This window comes from Sorangium sp. So ce1036, from assembly GCF_051369805.1.
GTDB classification, from domain to species: domain Bacteria; phylum Myxococcota_A; class Polyangia; order Polyangiales; family Polyangiaceae; genus Sorangium; species Sorangium cellulosum_F.
The window spans coordinates 5,136,186-5,158,057 of the sequence record NZ_JBBMOX010000001.1; the positions used below are offsets into that span (position 1 = coordinate 5,136,186).

Consider the following 21,872-nt stretch of genomic DNA (forward strand, 5'->3'; position numbering starts at 1 on the left):
GCGCCTGCGGCGGCCAGGGTCAGCGATCCCGCTTGGGTCCGCCGATCAGCGGGTCGCGGGTGGAGCGCAGGCCGAGCTTGAGCCGGCGCATGACCGCCTGCTTCTGCCGCTCCTTGTACCTGGCGTGGCTCGCCTCGCCGATCTCGTTCGCCGCCTCGGTCTCGCGGTCGATCAGCTGAAACTCGCAGAGGACGAAGATGATCGGCCCGAGCGCCCAGGCCGCGGGCGGCGCCATGTCGAGGATCTCGGAGGGGAGGCGCACCGGCAGGTCGACGACGAAGTGGATCACCCGGTAGCTCCGATCGCTGAAGCTGTTGTCCCCCGCCACCAGCCCGTCGTCGACGTCGGTCTGGAACGCGTCGAGCTTCGGTCGCAGGTACGGCCGCGCCTCGCAGAAGCTCCGGAAGCGCAGGATCGTGTTGGTGCTCTCGCCAGGCACGACGTAGTTGAACGGGAACAGACGCTCGGACAGGTACAGCAGGACCGGCAGCAGATCGTCCACGGTGCGGCAGACGATCCGGAAGCGGAGCTTGTCGTAGATGGCCGCCGCGGTCGTGTCGGACTTCGACAGGAGCTTCGTGTAGAGCGAGTCCTTGTTCTTCCGCCCGCCGATGAACTCGGTGATCGGGAAGCCCGCCGCGAGCATGCCGCCGATCACCCGGTACACCTTCTCCTCGACGAGGTGGAAGACGTCCTGGTCGGACATCGGGATCGAGAAGAGGAGCTCGCGCCCGGCAAGGTGATGGATGATGTGCATCGCCTTGAGGATCGTGCAGGCGCAGAGCTGGCGGTGACCCTTGCCCGAGGCGAGCAGGAGGATGTCCTCGACCGACGCGCGCGCCACCGGGCTCGGGATCGGGAACTCGAAGTGGCGGCGCAGGTAGGCGATCGCCTCGTTCTTGACGCTCTCCAGATGGGCGCGGTCCCCGGGCTCGTCGGGCCGGAACTCCTGCGAGAGCAGGAGCTCGCGCGCGGCCTGCTCGCTCTCGAGGTTGAGCCGTCGCCAGTCGATGACCGATTCGCCGCGCAGGATGAGGTGCACGGACTCCAGGTCCATGAGCGTGAACTCTTCGAGTCGCTTGAGCCGGCCGACGGAGGCGTCGTGCGTCATGACCTCACGGTCCCCGAGCGTAAGCGCCAGGGCTGTAGAACGCTTGGGAAAGGTTCGCTTCGCAGTGAAGCAGGCGGTGGCTGGGTGAGAAAGTCAGGAGACAGGGGCGTTCGGCGGGGTAGGGGAGCTCGGGGCGCGGCCGAGCGAAAGGGTCCCGAGGAAGATGCCGATCGTCAGCGCAACCACGGCCGCGTGGCCAAGGTAGGCGCCGCTGCAACCAATGGCGGCGAACGGGGCGAGCGCAGCCAGATACCACGGGGTGATCCTCATCGGTTCTCCTTCTCCGCTTCCAGCGACACTGTACAGGTCGCATGTACGCTCCCGCCGGGGGGGCGCCTCGATGCATCACGGTCGTCCCGGTCAGAGCGTGTAAGTGGTTGTAGGATAAAGTGCCACGCCCTGCTGCTGCGGGCCAAGAAGTAGCGGTTTCCTGGGGAATTCATCAAGCGAATTCGTTCTCACATTTCGTTCCCGAACGCGCCGCCGCCGCTGGATACAGAAATAATCGAACAAAAACAACACTTTGTTGACAGAATCGAAGCCGCTGTCTCACCGGTGGAGCGCGGTCCCCGGGACGCGAGGTGACGCTTCAGGGACACGCCTCCAACTCGCGGCAGTGCCTGGCTTGTCAGCTTCCGGGAGTCAACGGTCGCGTGAACCGGCCGACCGCAGGTGGAGGGTGAGCGGGGGCGCGGCAGGGCGATCCGCGAACGGGCCCGCGTTCGCCCCGGAGCGCCGGTGTCTCGGTCGAGCCGGCGCTGGCAGGAGGCCAGCGCCGGCGGCTCAGCGCACGGGGAACGTGATCCGGGTCGAGTCCCCGAGCGTGACGGCCCGGCGTGTGGTGTCGCGCCCGCGCGTCCTGTCGACCGCGATCTCGAGGTTGTAGAGGCCGTCCGGGAGCCGCACCTTGGTGAGAACCGACCTGGGCGCGGTCCCCTCGGCGAAATTCCACGAGCTGCCATGGACCGGCGTCGTGTCCGTCGCGCCGTCGCCCGACGATGGTTCCGTCCACGTTACGTCGAGGTGCACGATGCTCGCGGCGTCCTCCAGCCGCAGCTCGATCTCTCGTTCCTCCGGCAGGCTCTTGAGGAAGGTGCTCCCGGCGAGCAGCGCTCCCGCGAGGAGGATCAGGGGGGCGAAGCGTCGCATCCAGGGCGGCCGCTCGGCCGGTTCCGCCTGTCGCTGATCCGGGGCAGGGGGGTCCGGGGCCGGGGGGAGAGCTTCCTGCGAGGTGGCGGGCATCGGGGGGTCGGTCACGTCGTGGTCCGGGGCAACGTGGCCGGGTCCACGAGGGCTGTCAATCTGCTGGCCGCGCGCGGCCGGTACCCTGCTGGGCCGGCGCGCTCGGGGCATCACGGCCGGGGCGGCCGCCGGCGACCGAGCGCGAGGCGCCGCCGCGCGCCTCAGCGGGCGCGCTGGGCCCGGATCCGCTTCACCAGGCCGTCGATCACCGACTGCGGGAGATCGAACGGGGGCATCCTGTTCTTGCCCTTCCTGATCACCTCCGCCATCTGCCCGTCGGCCACCCGATCCTGCCATGCCGCGTCCGTGAGGTCCGGGGCGCGGACCATCGGACCTTGCGGGCCGTCGCCGCGGCCGGTCGCGCCGTGGCAGGTGGCGCAGTTCCGCTGCCAGGCGAGCTCGATCAAGCCGGGATCGGTCTCGCTCGAGGCGGCGGGGCGGGGGGCGACCTTGCCGCCCTGGGCTTGCTGGCCCTGGCCGGGGTTCGGCGGATCGTGATCGGCCGGCGTCCATTCGCGGACGTCGCCCGATCCGGAATTGCAGCCGAAAAGCCCGGCAAGAAGGACGGCTGTGCAAAGGAGGCGACCCAGGGCCCTGACGTGGCGTCTCGGCATGGCGCAGTACCGATAGTGAAGATGGGCGGGGAGGCAAGCGAAGACGTGAGGCGCCGGGATCCGGCGCCGGATCCCGGCGCCATGACGCGCGCCGCGCGCCGGCGGGGATCCGCGATCAGCCGCGGCGGCCAGCCGTCAGCGGACGACGACCGCATCGCGGCGCGCGCAGGAGCGTCGCGCGCGCGCCGCGCGGGCGGAGCGCGATCACTTGCAGGGATCGCCGGCGACCTTGCCGCCAGCGTCCACCGGGGCGCCGTCGACCGCCTTGCCGTTGATTGCCGCGATGAAGAACCCGGTGCGGCGGTTCTGGGCCTTGCCCTCGGGCGTGTTGTTGTCGGCGACCGGCTTGCTCTCGCCGAAGCCGACGGCGATGAAGCGCTTGCAGTCGTGGCCCTTCGCCACGAGCCACCGCGCGACCGACATCGCGCGCTTCTCCGAGAGCGTCTGGTTCAGCGCGTCCTCACCGTCCGAGTCCGTGTGGCCCTCGATGCGGAGCAGGCTGACGTCCTTCCGCTGATTCAGGAAGTCGTCGACGATGCCGAGCACCTCGTCGCTCTCGGGCGCGAGCTTGTCGCTGGCCGTCTCGAAGACCACCGGGCCGGGCAGCTCGACCTGGTTGCCCTTCAGCTTGAACGTGAGCTTGAAGCGCCGGCGAGGCTTCTCCTCCTTCGGCTCGGGCGCCGGCTCGGGCGCGGGCGGGGGAGGCGGAGGGGCCTTCGCCGCCTCGCCGCCGGCGTTGAACGAGGCGTGGGCCGTGCAACCCGCCGTCGCGGCGGCGGTGCCAACCATCATCACGGCGCACAGAACGGAAGCGACGTATCTACGCATGGACGTTGTTCTCCTCTGAGGGCACGAGCCACAGCTCGCGTCGAGCAACCCGCCGGCCTGACGCCCGTGGACGGCAGCTCGCCATGAATCTTCACCGCCATCGGGTATTTGCGTGGTGGACGCATCGAAGCGATGCCGCCTTCTAGCGAAAAGTCACGACGAACGAAACCGGGAAGAGGGCGCCTCCGCGATGCCAGCGGGCGGACCGCCGAGGCGCGCGGCAGGGGCCTGTTCGGCCCGAGCGTACCCTGGACGGGCGGGGGGCCTTCTAGAGACGCGCGCCGGGCGCGCGACGGCTCATGGGCGAGCACGATCTTCGCGCCCGGCGAGCAGCCCGGGTCGCAGGAGGTGCGGAGAGCTGGCGGGAAGGGCGCGCGGGAGGTGCTCCGCTGCGCCCGGCGTGCGGGACTCCTGTCCTCGCCGCCCTGCGCGGTGGCCCGGAGTCGTGATGCGATCCGCCGCGGTCAGCCGCCGTCCGTGGGGGCGGTTTCGCCGCACGCGGTGCTCGTCGCCTCGGCAGGCGGCGCGATGTCGCCGAGCTGGACCTCTCTCGCCGTGAACCCGATGCCGATGGAGATGGCATTGCACTCCTGGCCCGGATCCTGGCCGCCATCCTTCATGATGTCCGAGGCGCGGCGCACCTGATCGAGGGTCGAGTCGAGCCCGGTGCTCTCGCAGAAGCTCGGCTCGATGGTGCCGATGACGCTGCGCAGCTCCTCGACGAGGACGTCCGTCTCGAGCACGCCCGCGATGGTGCCTTTGACCACGCTCTTGTGATCCGGGTCGAGCTCCATCGTGATCCTCAGGTTGCTGATCGTGAGGCCGATGGTGTTGTTCGAGATCGTCAGGTTCAGCTTGAAGGTGCCCTGGGGCTGGGTGCCCGACACCCATGTGTCGTCGACGACGTAGCTGTCCGGGAACACGACCCTGGCGCTCGCGATATCCTGCGCGTCCCCGAGCAGCTCCGGAACGACGGGCCACCTGTCGCTGCCGTCCCACGCGGGCGCCGCGCCGAGCGTGGCGCCGCCGTAGAGCTTCGCGGTGAGCGGGTTGTACGACGACTGCTCCCCGAGCCCGTCGATCTTCAGGATCACGGTGAAATCGCCGTTGCCGATGGCGTCGCTCACCAGGGTCGACGGATCGGGCAGGAGCGTGGCGATGAGGCCGACGAGGTTCTTGCCGAACGAGTTGTCGATCCCGCCGGCGCCGTCCGGATAGATGTCCGAGGGCTCGGCGCCCGTGACCGGCTTGCACAGGCCCGTCGACGCGGCGCTCGACACGAGGCCGTCGAGGTTGAGGCCGTACTCCTTCCAGCTGCCGGCCGCCTTGTTCCCGTCACGATCCGTGTCGCCGAGGAAGAGCCGATCCATCGCGAACGCGACGCTCGCGCCGCTCTCGCCGGGCTGCGCCGGGCCCGGCGCGGGCGGCTGACCGAGGTCGACGTCGGCGTGGTTGTCAGCGGGAGCTGAAGCCTCGGAGCCGCAACCGGCCAGCGACAGGAGCGCCGTCGTCAAATAGACCGCGACGGCGATACGGGAATGACGCATCATCGACCTCACTTTCTGGAATCCCCACCCCAGCTCAGGCATGTGCTCGCAAACGGGCGCTCATGCTAGCGCCGGCTCGCGCGGCTCATCAAGGGCGATCCCGGCCGCGCAATGCGCTATGTGTGAGCTCGCTGGCGTGCGGTGTTCACTCGCCTCGATACCTCGCGATTCCGTCCTCTGCCGCCCTCCACGATCGCCAGAATTTCCCTGGTCGAACCACGATGAGAAGCTATCTGGAAGCCTGCCGTGACCGCTGAGTTCATCCACCTCCACGTGCACTCGCAGTACTCGCTCCTCGACGGCGCGCTGCGCATCAAGGACCTGGTCTCGCGCGCCAAGTCGCTGGGCATGCGCGCCGTCGCCCTGACGGACCACGGGAACATGTTCGGGGCGATTCAGCACTACAAGGCGTGCAAGGCCGAAGGCATCGGCGCGATCCTCGGCTGCGAGGTGAACGTGGCGCGCGGGTGGGGCGCCGCCGCGGGGCAGGTGTCGCGCTCGGGCGCGGACGAGACGCCCGTCGATCACCTCGTGCTGCTCGCGGCGTCCGAGGAGGGCTACAAGAACCTCGTCCGCATCGTCTCGGAGGGGCACGTCGACCCCGCGAGCGGGCTCGCGCCGAGCGTCCGCCTCGAGACGGTGGCGCAGCACAGCGCCGGGCTCATCGGCCTGACGGGGTGCATGGGCGGCGTGGTCGCCCAGCGGATCCTCGAGCAGGGCGAGGACGAGGGGCGCGAGGCGCTCAGCCGGCTCAGGGACTGCTTCGAGCCCGGCAGCCTCTACGTCGAGCTGCAGGACCACGGGCTGGTCGAGCAGTCGGTGCTCAACGGCATCCTGGCGCGCGCGGCCGGCGATCTGGGCCTGCCGCTCGTCGCGACGAACGACGCGCACTTCGGGGCGCGCGAGGACGGCGAGGGGCAGCTCTACCTGTCGTGCATCGCCGCCAACCGGACGTTCGCCGAGGCGAGCGAGGCGCACCACGGCAGCTTCGAGATGTTCCTCAAGCCGGCCGACGAGATGGCGCACCTCTTCCGCGACTACCCCCAGGCGGTGCGCTCGACGCTCGAGATCGCCGAGCGGTGCTCGGCGCTCAAGCTCAAGCTCGGCAAGCCGATGCTCCCGCGGTTCCCGCTGCCGAGCGGGTTCGACGACCCGGCCTCGTACTTCCGCCACGTGGCGCACGAGGGGCTCACGACGCGGCTCGCCCAGATCGCGCGGTCGGGCCGCCAGGTGGACGAGGCGACCTACCGGGCCCGGCTCGACATCGAGCTCGACGTCATCGTGCAGATGGACTTCCCGGGCTACTTCCTCATCGTCTGGGACTTCATCAAGTACGCCAAGGACAACGGCATCCCCGTCGGCCCGGGCCGCGGGTCGGGCGCGGGCTCGCTCGTCGCCTACTCGATGGGGATCACCGACCTCGACCCCCTGCCGTACAACCTGCTGTTCGAGCGCTTCCTGAACCCGGAGCGCGTCAGCATGCCGGACTTCGACGTCGACTTCTGCATGGACCGGCGCGACGAGGTCATCGCGTACGTCACGAGGAAGTACAGCAAGGAGGCCGACAAGCCGTCGGTCGGGCAGATCGCGACGTTCCACGAGCTCAAGGCGCGGAGCGTGATCAAGGACGTCGCCCGGGCCATGGCGTTCCCGGCGAACGAGGCGCAGAAGCTCGCGAGCCTCGTCCCGCAGAAGGGGCCGGGCGTCATGTACACGATCCCCGAGGCGCTGGAGATCGAGCCGAAGCTCAAGGCGCTCAAGGAGAGCGACCCGACCGTGGCGGAGCTCCTCAAACAGGCGCAGAAGCTCGAGGGCCTGACGCGGCACGCCGGCATGCACGCCGCGGGCGTCGTGATCAGCGAGGGGCCGCTCTGGGACCACGTCCCGTGCTTCAAGAACGGCGAGCAGCTCGTCACGCAGTACTACAAGGACGACGTCGAGCAGGCCGGGCTCGTCAAGTTCGACTTCCTCGGGCTGAAGACGCTCACCGTCATCGACATCGCCGTGCGGCTCGTGAACGCGCGGCCGGACATCGCCGAGCGGGAGGGCGGGCGCTTCGACGTGAACGCCGTGCCGCTCGACGACGCCGCCACCTACGCGCTGCTCCAGTCGGGCGAGACCACCGGCGTGTTCCAGCTCGAGTCGAGCGGGATGCAGCAGCTCTTCAAGGACCTCAAGCCGGACGCCTTCGAGGACATCGTCGCCGCCGTGGCCCTCTACCGGCCCGGGCCGCTCGGCACCGGCATGGTGAAGGACTTCGTCGACTGCAAGCACGGCCGCAAGCCGATCGAGAAGATGCACCCGCTCGTCGACGAGCTCCTCGTCCCGACGTACGGCGTCATCGTCTACCAGGAGCAGGTCATGCAGATCGCGCAGCGGCTCGCGGGCTACACGCTCGGCGGCGCCGACCTGCTCCGGCGCGCCATGGGCAAGAAGAAGCCCGAGGAGATGGCCAAGCAGAAGGCGACGTTCGTCGACGGCGCGCTCAAGCAAGGCGTGAAGGCCGAGGACGCCGAGCGCATCTTCGGCCTCCTCGAGTACTTCGCCGGGTACGGCTTCAACAAGAGCCACTCGGCCGCGTACGCGCTGCTCACGTACCAGACGGCGTACCTCAAGGCGCACTACCCGGTCGAGTTCCTCTGCGCGCTCATGACGGCCGACCGCGACAAGATCGAGAAGGTCGTGCGGATCATCGCCGAGGGGCGCGCGTGGGGGGTCGAGATCCTGCCGCCGGAGATCAACGAGTCGAAGATGGACTTCACCGTGGTCTACAGCGCGACGCCGGGATCGAGCGGCAAGCGCGCGGCCGGCACGCGCCGCGGCGGGTCCCGGGTGAAGGACCCGTACAACCCGAAGATCCGGTTCGGGATGGGCGCGATCCGCGGCGTCGGCGAGTCCGCGCTCGAGGCGGTGCTAGAGGCGCGCGAGGCGGGCGGCGCGTTCGCGGACCTGTTCGACTTCGCCGAGCGCATCGATCCGCGGCGGGTCAACAAGGGGGTGCTCGAGGCGCTCGTGCAGTGCGGCGCGTTCGACGCGAGCCTCAACGCGCGGGGGATCTCCCGGGCGCGGGCGTTCGCCGCCATCGACAAGGCGCTCGAGCGGTCGCGCCGCGCGAGCCGCGACCGCGAGGGGGGGCAGACGGATCTGTTCGGCCTCTTCAAGAAGGCGGCGCCCGAGGTCGAGCAGCGGCTCGACGAGTACCCGATGGTCGAGGACTGGGACCTGCGCGAGACGCTCTCGCGCGAGAAGCAGTCGCTCGGGTTCTACGTCTCGGGGCACCCGCTCGACCGGTACGGCGTGGATCTGAGCCGCTTCGACGTGGTGGCCGTGAGCGCGCTGGCCGGCATGGATCCGTGGTCCAGGGTGCGCGTCGGCGGGATGGTCGAGGGCTACCGCGAGCGCATCTTCAAGGGGGGCGGCGGCAAGATCGCGTTCTTCGTGCTCGAGGACACCACGGGCCGGGTGGAGGTCAAGGTCCGCGAGAAGCAGATCGGCCTCTACGGGGAGCTCCTGAACCGCGGGGAGCCGGTGCTGATCTCGGGGAAGGTCAGCTTCCCCATGGTGGAGGAGGGGGCCGAGGAGGCGGAGGCCGCGCCGCGCGAGCCGACCCTCCTGCTCGACGAGGTGCAGCCGCTCTCCGACGCCATCCTCGCGCAGACCAGGAGCGTGGCCATCACGCTGAAGTCGCGCAGCACGAGGCGCGAGCACATCGACCGCCTCGGGGCGCTCCTGCGCGCGAGCCCCGGGGTGTGCCCGGTGCAGCTCGTGATCCAGCTCGACGACGGGGCGGAGGCGGTGCTCGCGCTCGGGCGCGAGCTCCGCGTCGAGCCGAACGACGCCATGCTCGCGCGGCTCGAGAAGCTGTTCGGCGAGAAGGTGGCCGAGCTCAGGTAGCCGGCTCGTCCGCGCCGGCCTGCTCGGCGGCCTTCACGAGGGCCCCGAGCCTCGCCTCGGCGTCGCTCCGGTCGCGCTGGTGCTTGAGCAGCACGCCGAGCGTCTCGCGGGCGACCTCCGGCGAGATCGCGCGCCGCCCGAGCAGGAGCAGCGCGCGGGCCCAGTCGATCGTCTCGCTGATGGCGGGCAGCTTGCGCAGATCCATCGCCCGCAGCGCGCCGACGAACGCCACGACCTGCGCGGCGAGGCGGGGCTCGATCCCCGGGATCGCGACCTTCAGGATCGCGACCTCGCGCGACGGCGGCGGGTAGTCCAGGAACGCGTGCAGGCAACGGCGGCGCAGCGCCTCGGTCATCTCGCGGGTCGCGTTCGTCGTGAGCAGGACGAGCGGCGGGCGCGCGGCGCGGATCGTGCCGAGCTCGGGGATCGTGACCTGCATCTCGGAGAGCACCTCGAGCAGGAACGCCTCGAACTCCGGGTCGGCGCGATCGACCTCGTCGATGAGGAGGACGACAGGCGCCTCGCTCCGCAGCGCCGCGAGGAGCGGGCGCGCGATCAGGAAGTGCTCGCTGAAGAACGACGCCTCGCTCCCCGCGATCGCGCGCGCGGCGTCGGAGAGGCTCGCCGCGCCGGCGATCTCCTTCGCGACCGCGTCGCGCAGGAGCTGCGTGTACAGCATCTGCTTGGCGTAGTCCCACTCGTACAGCGCCTTGGCCTCGTCCAGCCCCTCGTAGCACTGGAGCCGGACGAGCCCGCGGCCGAGCGCCGCGGCCGCGGCGCGGGCGAGATCCGTCTTGCCGACGCCGGCGGGCCCCTCGAGCAGGAGCGGCCGATCCATGCGCAGCGCGAGCCAGAGCGCGAGCGAGGTCGCCTGATCGGAGATGTAGCTGGCCGCCGCGAGGCGCGCGTCGAGCTCGCCCGCGGAGGCCGGGGTGTCGTCGCGGCCGCCGGGCGCGCCGCCGTCGTGATCCGCGTGAGGTGTCACGGCGGGACGGTAGCACGCGCCGCGCACCACCTAGCCGCGCGGCCCGGCGAGGATCTCCTCCGCCAGGAGATCGAGGCGCGGCGCCGCGCGATCCGGGCAGGGCAGAGCGGCCTCGCCCCGGAGCGGGCACAGCTCGCAGCGGCGCCGGTCCAGGATCAGGCCGGACCGCATGCCCGCGGCGCGCGCGGCCGCGACGTCGCTCGCCGCGTCGCCGATCATCCAGCTCGCCGAGGCGTCGAGATCGAGCTCGCGCGCGAGCGCCGTGAGCATGCCCGGCGCCGGCTTCCGGCAGGCGCACGGGCCGATCAGCGCCGGATCGCCGCCCGGGCCGCCCTCGGGGTGGTGCGGGCAGACCGCGAGCGCCGCGATCGTGACGCCGGCCTCGCGCAGCCGCTCGACCAGCGCGCGGTTCGTGCGCTCGATCGCCGCGAGCGGCACCTGCCCCTTGGCCGCGCCCGGCTGGTTGGTCGCGATCGCGAGCAGGAACCCCGCGTCGGCGAGGCGCCGGAGGCCCTCCAGCACGCCGGGCAAGAGGCGGATCTGATCGGGGTGGAACGCCGTCACCACGACGCCGAGCTCGGCGTCGCGCACCACGTCGATCAGGGTGCCGTCGCGGTCGAGCACGACCCCGCGCCGCCTGCTCACGCGCGGCGCTCAGCGCTCGGCCACGAGCTGCAGGAGCCGCTCGCAGATGAGGTGATGGTAGACCTCGTGGAGGCCCTCCACGTGCGGCGTCGACGTGGTGCCGGCCCGCGTCCGCGGCACGACGACGCTGGCGTCGGCCATCTGGCGCAGGGCGCCGCCGTCGTACCCGACCAGCGCGACCACCTTGGCCCCGGCCCGCTTCGCGAAATCCGCGGCGGCCACCAGGTTCTGCGACCAGGGGCCCGCCCGATCCGCGCCCGCGCCGCCGTGCACGCTCAGGCACACGAGCACGTCGCCCGCGACGACGCGGCCGTCGAGCTGCTCGAGGAAGACCCGGCTCCAGCCGACGTCGTTGGTCAGGGCGCTGATGAGGGCCGCGTTGTCGCAGAGGGAGGTGCACTTGAAGCGCCGCTTGCCCTCCACCCACGTGAACTTGGCGATGTCGCAGGCGAGGTGGCTGGCGTTGGCGGCCGAGCCGCCGTTGCCGCACGTGTAGATCGTCCGATCGTTCCGGTACGCCTCGAACAGGATCTCGATGACGCGGGCCATGTCCTCGGGGCTCGTCGCGAGGGCGATCTCGGCCGTCTCGCGGAGGTACTGTTCCACGAACGCCTGCGTGCTCTGGGGCATGCTCGATGTATAGCCAGAGTCCGGCGGAAATGCCCAGGAGCAGGCGCCCCCGGCGGGGCGCCCCTTCAGGAGCGGTGCAGGTTCGCCACGATGCGCGCGCCGTCGAGGTCGAAGCGGAAGCGCAGCACGCGCAGGCCCCGCGCGGCGAGCGCCTCCAGCACCCGGCGCCTCTCCGCCGGGCGGACGTAGAACATGAAGAAGCCGCCGCCGCCCGCGCCCATCAGCTTGCCGCCGAGCGCCCCGGCGCCCCGGGCGATCTCGTAGATCTCGTCGAGTGCCTCGTCGGTCATCTTGGAGGCGAGCTTGCGCTTCTGCGTCCAGTGGGCGTGCAGGAGCTCGCCGTAGTCGTCGAGACGACCCGTGACGAGGAGGCGGTGCACGTCGCGGCCGATCTCCTTGATGCGGTGCATCCGCCCGACCACGTCGGGATCGAGGTCGTGGAGCCGCCTCCCCTGCTCGGAGAGCACGACCCTCGCCGGGCGCTCGACGCCGCTCCACACGATGAGCAGGTTGCTCTCGAGCTCGTCCATCACCTCGTCGCGGATCGGCACGGGCTCGACGTGGACCGAGCCGTCCGGCGAGAACGTGAACGCGGTGATGTTGCCGTAGGCCGCGATGTACTGATCCTGCTTGCCGATCGGCTCGCCGAGGCGCTCGATCTCGATGGCGCACGCCTCGCGGGCGAGCTGCTCGGACGAGACGAAGTCGCGCCGGTACGTGTGCAGCGCGTTGAGGAGCGCGACCGTGAACGAGCTCGACGAGCCCAGGCCCGAGTTCGCGGGCAGATCCGCGACGCTCGTCAGCTCGATCGAGTGCTCGACTCCCACCATCCGGAGCGCCTCCCGGAAGATCGGGTGCTCGATCCGGTCGACCGACGGGACGATCTCGGTCTTGGAGTACGCGAGGCGGATATCGCGGTGGAAGCGCTTGTTGGCCGTCACGTAGATGTACTTGTCGATGGCGGCCGACACGAGGTAGCCGCCGAAGCGGTCGGAGTAGGCGGGCAGATCGGTGCCGCCGCCGCCGAGCGAGAAGCGCACCGGGGCTCTTGAGACGATCATCCTCGCCCCTCCCTTGCGGCCGTGAGCGCCGCCTCGAGATCGCGGAGGCCCTGCTCGGAGCCGATCTCGTAGAAGCGCTCGGCGACCGGGAGCGCCCGCAGGCGGCCGCGCGCCGCGAGGTCGCGCTGCACCGCCTCGAAGCCGAGCGGCGCGCCCGCCGGCAGCGCCTCGACGACCTCGCGGCGGAGCGCGGTGGCGCCGTAGTCGATGTGGTCGAGGGCGGGGTCGGGCGGATCGTCCGCCCGGCGCTTCTCATAGCGCGCCACGAGGTCGCCCGAGACCGCGGTGTTCGACGCGTCGAGACGCCCCGCGTTCCGGTACACGGCCATGGTGCCGAGCGCGCCGGGGTGCGCGCGGAGGTCGCGGAGCGGGGCCTGGTAGTCGAAGGGGAGATAGGAGTCGCCGTACGTCATGAGGAACACGGGGGCCAGGTGGAGCAGCGCGCGGCGAAGCGCGCCGGCCGTGCCAAGGAGCTCGGGGCCGTCATCGGCATACCGGAGCGGCATCCCCGCGAACCGCTCGCCCATCGCCCCCCGGATGGCGTCGCCGAGGTGACCCACGCAGAGGATCACCTCGCCGAACCCCGCGGCGGCGAGCCGCTCGAGGAGCCACGCCCCGAACGGCCTCCCGGCCACCGGCAGGAGGAATTTCGGCGTGTGCTCGGTGCGCGGGCGCATCCGGGTGCCGAGCCCGCCGGCGAGGATCACGGCCTGGGGAGGCGAGGCATCGGCGCGCACGAGCGGGACGTACCATAGATGGCCGCCGCGTCCCGCGGGGGAGGTGGGGGGCTCCGCATCACCCGCCGCCGGTCGGGAAAATCGTCACCGAAAACTGTACAGCCGTTCAGGCGCCCGGTTAACGTGGGCGCCATGACCATGAACGACCTCGCTCCCCACCTTCTTCGAACCCTGTATGCCCTCCAGGGCGAGGGCGCAATCGTGACCCTCGAAACATTGACCGCCGCCCTCGAGGTGCGCCGGACCGACGTACGCCAGGCGGTCACCGCCCTGCACCGCGAGGGCTACCTCGACGCCCTCCGGATGCGGCTGACGCTCCGCGGCCTCGCCCTCGGCGCGGCGTTCACCGCGGCGCCGCCCCGCCCGCTGCGCCGTCCGTCGCTCCGCGCCGTCAAGGCGGCTTGAGCCGTGCAGGACGGCGAGCGGGGGCGCGGCCGCGCGAGCGGCAAGTCAACCTCTGCCAGGCGCGTGGACGAATGGCTGCGAGTTGATTTGTCGATGGGTTTCAGTTCTTGCCCACATTTCATTTGGTAGAGCGGCAAATTCACACTGGACGCGTTGCCGCCGGGCCCGGGGTGAGCCGAGCGTCACGCCGCGGGGGCCGACCGGTATCGCGACGTACCGGTTCGCCGGGCGGCGCGAGCCACAGCGCATCGAAGACATTGACATTCCCGGGGATTCGTGAGACGGCGGCTGCGTGATATCCGATGTCGAGATCGAGAATGAGATTCGTGCTTCGGTCGCCGAGTTCCTGGAGGGCATGAGAGCGCTGGTCCGTAAGGACATTCTCCAGAGCGTGGCGCGGCACCTGGAAGTCGACATCAGGGCCGCAGGGATATCCATCGAGCCCGCCCTGACTCCCATCAAGCCGGCCCGCAAGGTCGGGGGCGCGCTTGCGCCGAGCCGCGTGGCTGCGCCGGCCCGCAAGAAGCCAGCGCCCAGGAGGCCGGCGCCCAGCAAGCCGGCGCCCAGCAAGCCGGCGCCCAGCAAGCCGGCGCGCGCCGCGTCGGGCAAGAAGGCGGTCGCGCCGCGGGCCGCCGTGACCGCCAGGCCACGGGCGGCCACGCCGGCGCCCAGGGCGAGCGACGCGGGCACGGCGGGCGCCGCGGGGGCGGACGCCGCGGGGGCTCGACCAGCGGAGAGCGCGGCAGGCGAGAAGGCTGCCGAGCAGGCGATCGTGGCCGGGACGGAGGCCCCGCAGGTCGCGGCGTCCGGACCCGGAGATGAGATCGCCGAGGCGCTGCTCGCCCATGTGGAGATCGAGCCGGGGCAAGGGCTCGAGGAGCTTGCGCTGGCGATGGGAACGCCCGCAGCCGATCTCGAGGGGCCGATCAAGAGGCTTGTCGAGGAAAACAAGATCACCGAGGAGATGCGCCAGGGTCAGGCGGCGTACTACCCGACCTGAGCGATGAGGTGGGGGCACCCGGGGTTGCTCACCGGAGGGGCATACGTTCCGGCGAGCCACACAAGGGGCTCGCCGGAACGCGGGGAGTATCCGACGTGCCTTCCCCCTGCGACGACGAGCCTGCTGTCCGGGCATGCGCGTTGCTTGGCTGGGGAGGCTGGACGTTCGCGGGGTGACGCCGGGCGGTCGGGCGTCGCGAGCGTGTGCCGGCGGGCGCCCTGCCGGGCCAGGATGGCCGCATGGACGCGAGGCGCGATGACAGACGTCGAGCCGACGGAACGGACCCGCGTCTGGCCGGCCTCGGCCGTCTGGAGCGTGTCGCCCGGCGAACCGGGCCGCTCTCGTCGCCGCGCTCTCGACGCGGGGGCAGGGCCCCGGTAACCTGACCCTCCAGGTCCTCTCCGGATGACTCCCGCGCACGAACAGATTCTCAACGTCCTGCTCGGCTATCTCTCGGCGATGAACGCCGAGGGAGTCCTGCTCCGGGCCATGCGCGAGGCGGACATCGTGCCGGAGAGGTTCTCCATCGAGGATCTCCCGGACATCCTCCCCAGCATCGAGCGCCGTGCCCGCCTCTATGTCGATCCGGCGCGCCTCGGGCGGCTGAAGGCGGAAATCGCGGCCGTCGGCGGCGATCGGCCCTCGCGGCGCTCGAGGGTCATGGCCATCAGCGTGGAGGCGGACATCAGCGCGGCGCGCCTGAGCGCGAAGGCCGTTTGCGACGCGGCCGGGGCCAAGAGCTTCACGTCACACAAGGTCGCGACCATCGTCAGCGAGCTCGCCAGGAACATCGTCCATTATACACCCGGCGGGACGATCGAGATCGGCGTGCACCGGGACAGCCCGGTCCGCTTCGTCATCACCGCCGTGGACGAGGGCTCGGGCATCCAGAACCTGCAGGAGATCCTCGCGGGGCGCTACAGGAGCAAGACCGGAATGGGTCGCGGTCTGATCGGGATCAAACGCCTGTCCGATCGCTTTCAGATCGACTCGGGACCGAAGGGCACGCGGGTGGAAATCGAGGTCCACCTGTGAGAGTCGCGGTGGAGCACGTCGTCGTGCCCAAGGATGGAGAGCGGGTCAGCGGCGATGCCGCGTACGTGCGCGCCTGCGAGGACGGCGCCCTGTTCGCGGTGATCGACGGCCTGGGCCACGGCGAGCGCGCGGCGGCCGCGTCGGGTGTCGCGCTCGAGGCGCTCGCCGAGGCGCCCGAGCGCGACGACGTCCGCGCCCTCGTGGACCGCGTCCACGCGCGCCTCCGCGGCACCCGCGGCGCCGCCGGGATGATCTGCCGCCTCCGCGACGGGCGGCTCCAGGGCTGCGGCGTCGGCAACGTCGAGCTCGCGTCGCAGGGCACGCGCGTCCAGTGGCTCCAGAGCCCGGGCATCCTGGGCGCGTCGCTCGGAAAGGTCCGGATCTTCGACGCGCAGCTCGCGCCGGGCGACCGGCTCGTCCTCTTCTCGGACGGGGTCTCGCCCCGCTTCGATCTCTCGGTGTTTCGTGGGATGAAGGCCGCGGAGGCGTGCCGCGCCCTCATGAGCCGACACCGGCGCTCACACGATGACTCGACCGTCTTGATCGCCGACATCGAACCTTAGGATGACCATGGAGCTCAAGCGCCTTCCGATCATCAACCTGTGGGACCGGATCCTGGTGCCCATCCAGGGAGACGTGACCGACGATCTCGCCGAGCAGCTGAACACCGAGGTTCTGCGGGCCATCCACGAGAGCGGGGCGAAGGGGCTGGTCATCGATCTCACCGCCGTATGGATCATGGACAGCCACCTGTGCGCCGTGCTCTCGAACCTCGCCTCCGCCGCGAGGCTGATGGGCACGCCGACGATCCTGTCCGGGCTCAGCCCGGAGATCGCGATGACGCTGCAGGCGATGGGCGTCGAGCTCGAGGCCGTCCGGACGGCGCTGACGCTCGAGCAGGCGCTCACGATGCTCGGGCTCGAGGTGCGCCGGGCCGAGGCCCTCGACGAGGACGACGACGAGGACGACGACGACCTCTTCGACGACGAGGATGACGACGAGGACGACGGGTTGGAAGGGGACGACCGCGGCGAGGCGCGGCGCGCGGCGTCGCTCGCGCGGCCCTCGCGGAGCGCGGGCGCCGAGCGCCGGCAGGGCTCGAAGAGCCGCCTCCGGCGAGGCTGAGCCCGCGGGCGGGTGCCACGATCGCGTCCGGGGCGCGACAGGGGCGTGTCGGCGCGCCGCGCGGACGGCCGGACGGCCGGACGGCGGCGTTGGTCCCGGTGGGCAACCCTCGAGGTCCCTGGTATTCCTCACGGCCCCGCTGCGGCTGCGGGGCGCACCCCCATGGACAAGCTGGATTGCCTCGCCACTCCGCCGCCCAAGCAGCGGGGGATCTTCTGCAACCGGACGCTGAACCTCCGCTCGATCAAGGCGATCGGGTACGACATGGACTACACCCTGATCCACTACAGGGTGGAGGCGTGGGAGCGTCGGGCGTATGAGCATCTCCGTCATCAGCTGGAGAGCGAGGGCTGGCCGGTCGGGGACCTGACCTTCGAGCCAGACCTCGTGATCCGGGGGCTCATCCTCGACACCGAGCTCGGAAACCTGCTCAAGGTGAACCGGTTCGGCTACGTGAAGCGGGCCTTCCACGGCACGCAGCCGATCGACTTCGAGACCCAGCGCGCGATCTACGCGCGGACCATCGTCGACCTCTCGGACGTCCGTTACGTCTTCCTGAACACGCTCTTCTCGCTCTCGGAAGGGTGCATGTACGCGAAGCTCGTCGACCTGCTCGATCAGCGCCGTCTGCCCGAGGTGCTCGGCTACACCGATCTCTACCGCCGCGTGAAGGACCGCCTCGACGCGACCCACATGGAGGGGCAGCTCAAGGCGGAGATCATCGCCGATCCGGACAGGTTCGTGCTGCTCGACCCGGAGACCCCGCTCACGTTGCTCGACCAGCGGGAGGCCGGGAAGAAGCTCCTCCTGATCACGAACTCGGAGTGGGTCTACACGCGCGCGATGATGAGCTATGCGTTCGACCGCTTCCTGCCGGACGGCATGACGTGGCGAGACCTGTTCGACGTGGTCATCGTGTTCGCGCGGAAGCCGGAGTTCTTCTCGAGCCGCGGGCCGCTGTTCGAGGTGGTCACGGAGGACGGCCTCCTGCGGCCGGCGGGCCGGCTGCGCGAAGGGGGGCACTACCTGGGCGGCAACGCGGGGCTCGTCGAGCACCACCTCGGCGTGTCCGGCGACGAGATCCTCTATGTCGGCGACCACATCTATGGAGACGTGCACGTGTCGAAGAGCGCGCTCCGGTGGCGCACGGCGCTCATCATCCGGGAGCTCGAGGAGGAGATCGTCGCGATCGAGGAGGCGCGCGGCGCCGAGGCGCGCCTCGATCTCTGGATGCGGGAGAAGGAGGACATGGAGCGCCTCTACGCGAGGCTGCGCCTCGAGCTCCAGCGGATGCGGGCGGGGTACGGGCCGGTCGTCGGGGTGACGGAGGGCGAGGTCCAGGCGCGGATGAACGAGCTCAAGGCCAGCCTCGCGGCGCTCGACGCGCGGATCGCGCCGCTCGCGAAGGCCTCGGCCGAGACGCTGAACCCGAGGTGGGGGCTGCTCCTCCGCACGGGGAACGACAAGAGCCACCTGGCCCGGCAGATCGAGCGCTCGGCGGACATCTACACGTCCCGCGTCTCCAACTTTCTCCTGGCGACCCCCCACGTGCTGATCCGCTCCCACCGCGGGAGCCTGCCGCACGACCCCATGGGCGCCCCGCCGGGGGCCGATCGGCAGACCGGCGAGGACGCCCCGGTCGACGACGCGACGCCCGCCGGGATGTAGCGTGGCGGCGGGCCCGTGGCGCCCCGTCGACGCCCGGCCCGCCGCGTCGGCGCTCCGTGACGGGCGAGCGCCTCAGGCCGCGAGCTTCTGCGCGGCGCTGTCGAGGATGGCGAGGCAGCCGTCCAGGCTGTCGCAGAAGAGGAGCTCGCGGCGGAGGGCGCCCGCGCCGGGGAGGCCGCGGAGATAGCCGCTCAGGTGGCGGCGGGTGACGCGCACGCCGTGCGGCTCGCCGCGCGCCTCGGTGTTCGCGATGAGGTGCGCGCGGCAGAGGGCGAGGCGCTCCTCGGGCGACGGCGGCGGGATGTGCGCGCCCTGGTCGAGCAGGGCCCGGGCCTCGCGGAAGATCCAGGGGTGGTCGATCGCGGCGCGACCGACCATCACGCCGGCGCAGCCGGTCTCGCGGAGGGCGCGCGCGGCGTCGTCGGCGGACTTGATGTCGCCGTTCACGAGGACAGGGATGGACACGACCTCGCGCGCGCGGGCGGCCCAGCTCCAGTCGGCCGCGCCGGAGTGCCCCATCTGGGCCGTGCGGCAGTGGATCGTGAGCGCGGCGACGCCGGCGTCCTCGAGGCGGCGGGCCAGGTCGACGATCGGCATGTGGGACTCGGGGCCCCAGCCGATGCGGGTCTTCACCGTCACCGGGAGCGCGACCGTGCGGGTCACGAGCCGGGCCATCGACACCATGGCCTCCGGATCGCGCAGCCAGCCCGCGCCGGCGCCGCGGCCCGCGATCTTCGGCACCCAGCAGCCGCAGTTGATGTCGAGGAACGCCGGCCCGGCCGCCTCGGCGATGCGCGCGGCCTCCGCGAGGCGGTCCGGGTTGGCGCCGTAGATCTGGATCGCCGTCGGCTGGTCTCCCTCGGACAGGGCGAGCTTGCGCCGCGCGTTCCTGCATCCGCGGAGCAGCCCCTCGACGTTCACGAACTCCGTCACGCACAGCTCGGCGCCGAGGTCCCGGCAGATGCGGCGGAAGACGGCGTCGGTCACGTCCTCCATCGGCGCGAGGACGACAGGGCGGTTCGCGAACAGCCCGCGGAAACGTTCAGGCGAGAGCGGCACGGTGGCGAGCTTTCAAGCACGGATCCGACCCTTTGACCAGGGCGACCGCCCGGCCGGGCGCGCGCCGCGCCGCGGACGCGCCGGCGCCCCGGCGGGCCCTCCGGCCGGTCGCCATCGGCCTGCTCGCGCGCGGCCAGGGAAGGACGACGAGGCGGGCGGACGCCGCGGCGCCGGCGGGGCCGGCCGCGGCGGCGGGGCGAGGGCCGGAGACCGGCGCGCGGAGCGCCTCGCGCCGGAGCGGTGTGCGCGGGAGGTGACTCACGATCTCGCGGCTCCGGTGTGCGTGTGGATCGCGAGCGCGGAGCGCGAGGCGGCGCATCGCCCATCGGGTGCGACATCCTGGGCGGCGGCCCGCGCGCGGCGCGGCGCGCGGCGATCGGCGCGCGAGCGGCGATCGGCGCGCGAGCGGCCAGCAACGGTCGCTTGACCTTCGGCGCGCCTCTGGCGACCCTCGAGATCGCCGATGAAGCGTGCGCTGCCCAGAGAGGCTCTCCGCGCCGAGCGCGCGGCCTCGTCGCGCATGCTCAGGGAGCGCGAGAGTCCCCCGGTGGGCACGCGGCGCAGCGAGTCGACCGTCCACGACTCGGAGCGCGTCCGCCGCGCGGTCCGCCGCGCGCTCCGGGTCGCGTTCTGGATCTGGCCCGCCTTCACGCTCGTCGACGTGTTCATGGCGACCGTGCTGTACCCGGCGGCGTCGGTGTGGCCGTGCCTCGTCATGCGCTCCGTCGAGCAGGCGCTCGCCGTCGCCGTGTACCGGCTCGCCGGGCGCCCGACGCTCTCGGCGCGGGTCGTGCTCCTCGCGTACGACGCCACGTTCCTCACCGCCGCGATCTTCATCTCGCTCATGGCGATCGAATTCGGCGGCCTCTCGAGCGCGTACATGCACGGGCTCTCTATCGTCGTGCTGCTCCGCACGGCGCTCGTGCCGGCGCCGTTCGGCAAGGCGCTCCTCGCCTCCGCGCCGATGGTCCTCGCCTTCCCGGGCATCATGGGCGCCGCCGCCGTGTTCTCCCCGTCGATCCGGGCGTCGTGGCTCGACGCCACGGCGCTGCTCACGGCCGCGAGCGACTACATCTTCGTCCCCGCCTCGGGGGTGGTCGGCGCCCTGTCGAGCCACGTCGTGTGGGCCGCGCAGCAGCAGGTCTATCAGGCCCGCAAGCTCGGCAGGTATCGCCTCGAGGCGCCGATCGGCAAGGGCGGGATGAGCGAGGTCTGGCTCGCCTGGGACGAGACGCTCCAGCGCGACGTCGCGCTCAAGCTCCTCAGGACGCGGGACGCGCCGGATCCGGCGGTGCTGAAGCGGTTCGAGCAGGAGGCGCACGCGGCCAGCAAGCTCAGCGACCCGCACACCATCCGCATCTTCGATTTCGGCGCGAGCGACGACGGCATCTATTACATCGCGATGGAGCACCTGCGCGGGGCGGATCTCGCCGCGATCGTGCGCCGCCACGGCCCGATGCCCGTGGCGCGCGCCCTGCGCTTCGCCGTGCAGGCCTGCCGCTCGCTGATCGAGGCGCACGAGGCCGGGATCATCCACCGGGACATCAAGCCTCAGAACCTGTTCGTCACCCGCGTGGGCGACGATCACGATTTCTTGAAGCTGCTCGACTTCGGCGTCGCGCGGATGGTCGAGGGCGGCCAGGACGCCGAGCTGACGAACAGCGGCATGCTCTGCGGGACGCCCGCGTACATGGCCCCCGAGGTGTGCCGCGGCGACCGCGCGGACGCGCGCAGCGACCTCTACGCGCTCGGGGGCACGCTCTATTTCCTGCTCACCGGGGAGCTCCCGTTCGAGGGCTCGTCGTCGGGGCAGCTCTTCGTCTCGCACATGACGAAGGCGCCTCACGCGCCGTCGGCGCGCCGGGGCCCTGTCGTCCCCCCCGCGGTCGATCGCCTCGTCCTCAAGTGCCTCGCCAAGGACCCGCGCCACCGCTTCCAGAGCGCCCGCGCGCTGTGCGACGCGATCCTCCCGCTGATTGACGAGTCGGCGTGGAGCGCGGCGGACGCGGAGCGCTTCTGGATCGCCGATCGCGCCGAGAAGCTCGGCCAGCTCGAGGCGCCGCCCGGGCGCCTGACCCCGGCGACGGGCGGCTCGACGCGCACGGCCTCGGCCCGATAGCCCGGGACATCGCGCGCCCCGCGCGGAGAGAGCGCATTGAAACGGCTCAGAAACACTGGCCGCGCGGGAAAAGTGCATCGAAACGGATCAGAAACACCAGAGAAACTCCGGTGTTGGCTCATCCCATCTACGACGTGAGGGTCGATGTGGAGCATGGACTGACCGGA

At 71.3% G+C, this 21,872-nt stretch carries 20 protein-coding genes; 8 read left to right on the plus strand and 12 right to left on the minus strand.

The window, feature by feature from the left end:
• Window positions 1-19 precede the first annotated feature (19 nt).
• The 6 genes from WMF31_RS19310 to WMF31_RS19335 form a co-directional block, all read right to left on the minus strand.
• Window positions 20-1,111: a TIGR04552 family protein gene (locus WMF31_RS19310; RefSeq protein WP_436603361.1), complete on the minus strand. Its 1,092-nt coding sequence runs from the start codon at window positions 1,109-1,111 to the stop codon at window positions 20-22.
• A 93-nt stretch (window positions 1,112-1,204) separates the two neighbouring features.
• Window positions 1,205-1,381, minus strand: a complete 177-nt coding sequence (locus WMF31_RS19315) for a hypothetical protein (protein WP_436603362.1) — start codon at window positions 1,379-1,381, stop codon at window positions 1,205-1,207.
• A 513-nt stretch (window positions 1,382-1,894) separates the two neighbouring features.
• Window positions 1,895-2,260, minus strand: a complete 366-nt coding sequence (locus WMF31_RS19320; protein ID WP_436603363.1) for a hypothetical protein — start codon at window positions 2,258-2,260, stop codon at window positions 1,895-1,897.
• Between the two features lie 254 nt (window positions 2,261-2,514).
• The gene (locus tag WMF31_RS19325) at window positions 2,515-2,967 is read right to left on the minus strand and encodes a c-type cytochrome (RefSeq protein WP_436603364.1); all 453 of its coding nucleotides are present in this window, start codon (window positions 2,965-2,967) and stop codon (window positions 2,515-2,517) included.
• Window positions 2,968-3,171: 204 nt separating this feature from the next.
• On the minus strand, window positions 3,172-3,795 hold the full coding sequence (locus tag WMF31_RS19330) for an OmpA family protein (RefSeq protein WP_436603365.1): 624 nt from the start codon (window positions 3,793-3,795) through the stop codon (window positions 3,172-3,174).
• A 464-nt stretch (window positions 3,796-4,259) separates the two neighbouring features.
• Window positions 4,260-5,345 carry a hypothetical protein gene (locus WMF31_RS19335; protein ID WP_436603366.1) on the minus strand — a complete coding sequence of 362 codons (1,086 nt, stop codon included), beginning with the start codon at window positions 5,343-5,345 and terminating at the stop codon, window positions 4,260-4,262.
• Window positions 5,346-5,588: 243 nt separating this feature from the next.
• Here WMF31_RS19335 and dnaE point away from each other — a divergent pair, with 243 nt between their 5' ends.
• The gene (gene dnaE, locus WMF31_RS19340; protein WP_436603367.1) at window positions 5,589-9,236 is read left to right on the plus strand and encodes a DNA polymerase III subunit alpha; all 3,648 of its coding nucleotides are present in this window, start codon (window positions 5,589-5,591) and stop codon (window positions 9,234-9,236) included.
• Here the strand turns inward: dnaE and WMF31_RS19345 are convergent.
• The 5 genes from WMF31_RS19345 to WMF31_RS19365 all read right to left on the minus strand — a co-directional run bounded on the left by WMF31_RS19345 (window position 9,229) and on the right by WMF31_RS19365 (window position 13,294).
• Window positions 9,229-10,221, minus strand: coding sequence for an AAA family ATPase (locus WMF31_RS19345; RefSeq protein WP_436603368.1), 993 nt, complete (start codon window positions 10,219-10,221; stop codon window positions 9,229-9,231). The genes dnaE and WMF31_RS19345 overlap by 8 nt on opposite strands.
• Before the next feature lie 30 nt (window positions 10,222-10,251).
• Window positions 10,252-10,866 carry a D-glycero-alpha-D-manno-heptose-1,7-bisphosphate 7-phosphatase gene (locus WMF31_RS19350; RefSeq protein ID WP_436603369.1) on the minus strand — a complete coding sequence of 205 codons (615 nt, stop codon included), beginning with the start codon at window positions 10,864-10,866 and terminating at the stop codon, window positions 10,252-10,254.
• A gap of 9 nt (window positions 10,867-10,875) precedes the next feature.
• On the minus strand, window positions 10,876-11,496 hold the full coding sequence (locus WMF31_RS19355) for a D-sedoheptulose-7-phosphate isomerase (protein WP_436603370.1): 621 nt from the start codon (window positions 11,494-11,496) through the stop codon (window positions 10,876-10,878).
• Between the two features lie 65 nt (window positions 11,497-11,561).
• A complete protein-coding gene (locus tag WMF31_RS19360) occupies window positions 11,562-12,557 on the minus strand; it encodes a GHMP family kinase ATP-binding protein (protein ID WP_436603371.1) in 996 nt (331 codons plus the stop codon).
• Window positions 12,554-13,294 (minus strand): nucleotidyltransferase family protein, encoded by a 741-nt coding sequence (locus WMF31_RS19365; protein WP_436603372.1) that lies wholly within the window; start codon window positions 13,292-13,294, stop codon window positions 12,554-12,556. The genes WMF31_RS19360 and WMF31_RS19365 overlap by 4 nt, the downstream gene beginning before the upstream one ends.
• A 132-nt stretch (window positions 13,295-13,426) precedes the next feature.
• On the opposite strand from WMF31_RS19365, the gene WMF31_RS19370 reads away from it, so the two are divergent.
• The 6 genes from WMF31_RS19370 to WMF31_RS19395 all read left to right on the plus strand — a co-directional run bounded on the left by WMF31_RS19370 (window position 13,427) and on the right by WMF31_RS19395 (window position 18,527).
• On the plus strand, window positions 13,427-13,699 hold the full coding sequence (locus WMF31_RS19370; RefSeq protein WP_436603373.1) for a hypothetical protein: 273 nt from the start codon (window positions 13,427-13,429) through the stop codon (window positions 13,697-13,699).
• Between the two features lie 292 nt (window positions 13,700-13,991).
• Entirely contained in the window at window positions 13,992-14,699 is a 708-nt protein-coding gene (locus WMF31_RS19375; RefSeq protein ID WP_436603374.1) for a hypothetical protein, read from the plus strand.
• A 405-nt stretch (window positions 14,700-15,104) separates the two neighbouring features.
• Entirely contained in the window at window positions 15,105-15,734 is a 630-nt protein-coding gene (locus WMF31_RS19380) for an ATP-binding protein (protein ID WP_436603375.1), read from the plus strand.
• Window positions 15,735-15,757: 23 nt separating this feature from the next.
• Window positions 15,758-16,297, plus strand: coding sequence for a SpoIIE family protein phosphatase (locus tag WMF31_RS19385; RefSeq protein ID WP_436603376.1), 540 nt, complete (start codon window positions 15,758-15,760; stop codon window positions 16,295-16,297).
• A 7-nt stretch (window positions 16,298-16,304) separates the two neighbouring features.
• Window positions 16,305-16,859, plus strand: coding sequence for an STAS domain-containing protein (locus WMF31_RS19390; protein WP_436603377.1), 555 nt, complete (start codon window positions 16,305-16,307; stop codon window positions 16,857-16,859).
• Window positions 16,860-17,021: 162 nt separating this feature from the next.
• Complete coding sequence (locus tag WMF31_RS19395; protein ID WP_436603378.1) at window positions 17,022-18,527, plus strand: HAD-IG family 5'-nucleotidase; 1,506 nt, start codon at window positions 17,022-17,024, stop codon at window positions 18,525-18,527.
• 72 nt (window positions 18,528-18,599) lie between these two features.
• On the opposite strand, the gene dusB is transcribed toward WMF31_RS19395, so the two are convergent.
• Window positions 18,600-19,586, minus strand: coding sequence for a tRNA dihydrouridine synthase DusB (gene dusB, locus WMF31_RS19400; protein WP_436603379.1), 987 nt, complete (start codon window positions 19,584-19,586; stop codon window positions 18,600-18,602).
• Between the two features lie 463 nt (window positions 19,587-20,049).
• On the opposite strand from dusB, the gene WMF31_RS19405 reads away from it, so the two are divergent.
• Entirely contained in the window at window positions 20,050-21,705 is a 1,656-nt protein-coding gene (locus WMF31_RS19405; RefSeq protein WP_436603380.1) for a serine/threonine-protein kinase, read from the plus strand.
• The last annotated feature ends 167 nt before the right edge of the window (window positions 21,706-21,872 follow it).

Excerpts from the sequence above, each read along its gene's own strand:
- WMF31_RS19310 (WP_436603361.1), bottom strand. The coding sequence starts at position 1,111 with ATGACGCACGACGCCTCCGTCGGCCGGCTCAAGCGACTCGAAGAGTTC.
- WMF31_RS19315 (WP_436603362.1), bottom strand. The coding sequence starts at position 1,381 with ATGAGGATCACCCCGTGGTATCTGGCTGCGCTCGCCCCGTTCGCCGCC.
- WMF31_RS19320 (WP_436603363.1), bottom strand. The coding sequence starts at position 2,260 with ATGCGACGCTTCGCCCCCCTGATCCTCCTCGCGGGAGCGCTGCTCGCC.
- WMF31_RS19325 (WP_436603364.1), bottom strand. The coding sequence starts at position 2,967 with ATGCCGAGACGCCACGTCAGGGCCCTGGGTCGCCTCCTTTGCACAGCC.
- WMF31_RS19330 (WP_436603365.1), bottom strand. The coding sequence starts at position 3,795 with ATGCGTAGATACGTCGCTTCCGTTCTGTGCGCCGTGATGATGGTTGGC.
- WMF31_RS19335 (WP_436603366.1), bottom strand. The coding sequence starts at position 5,345 with ATGATGCGTCATTCCCGTATCGCCGTCGCGGTCTATTTGACGACGGCG.
- WMF31_RS19355 (WP_436603370.1), bottom strand. The coding sequence starts at position 11,496 with ATGCCCCAGAGCACGCAGGCGTTCGTGGAACAGTACCTCCGCGAGACG.
- WMF31_RS19360 (WP_436603371.1), bottom strand. The coding sequence starts at position 12,557 with ATGATCGTCTCAAGAGCCCCGGTGCGCTTCTCGCTCGGCGGCGGCGGC.
- WMF31_RS19370 (WP_436603373.1), top strand. The coding sequence starts at position 13,427 with ATGACCATGAACGACCTCGCTCCCCACCTTCTTCGAACCCTGTATGCC.
- WMF31_RS19380 (WP_436603375.1), top strand. The coding sequence starts at position 15,105 with ATGACTCCCGCGCACGAACAGATTCTCAACGTCCTGCTCGGCTATCTC.
- WMF31_RS19390 (WP_436603377.1), top strand. The coding sequence starts at position 16,305 with ATGGAGCTCAAGCGCCTTCCGATCATCAACCTGTGGGACCGGATCCTG.
- WMF31_RS19395 (WP_436603378.1), top strand. The coding sequence starts at position 17,022 with ATGGACAAGCTGGATTGCCTCGCCACTCCGCCGCCCAAGCAGCGGGGG.
- WMF31_RS19405 (WP_436603380.1), top strand. The coding sequence starts at position 20,050 with ATGAAGCGTGCGCTGCCCAGAGAGGCTCTCCGCGCCGAGCGCGCGGCC.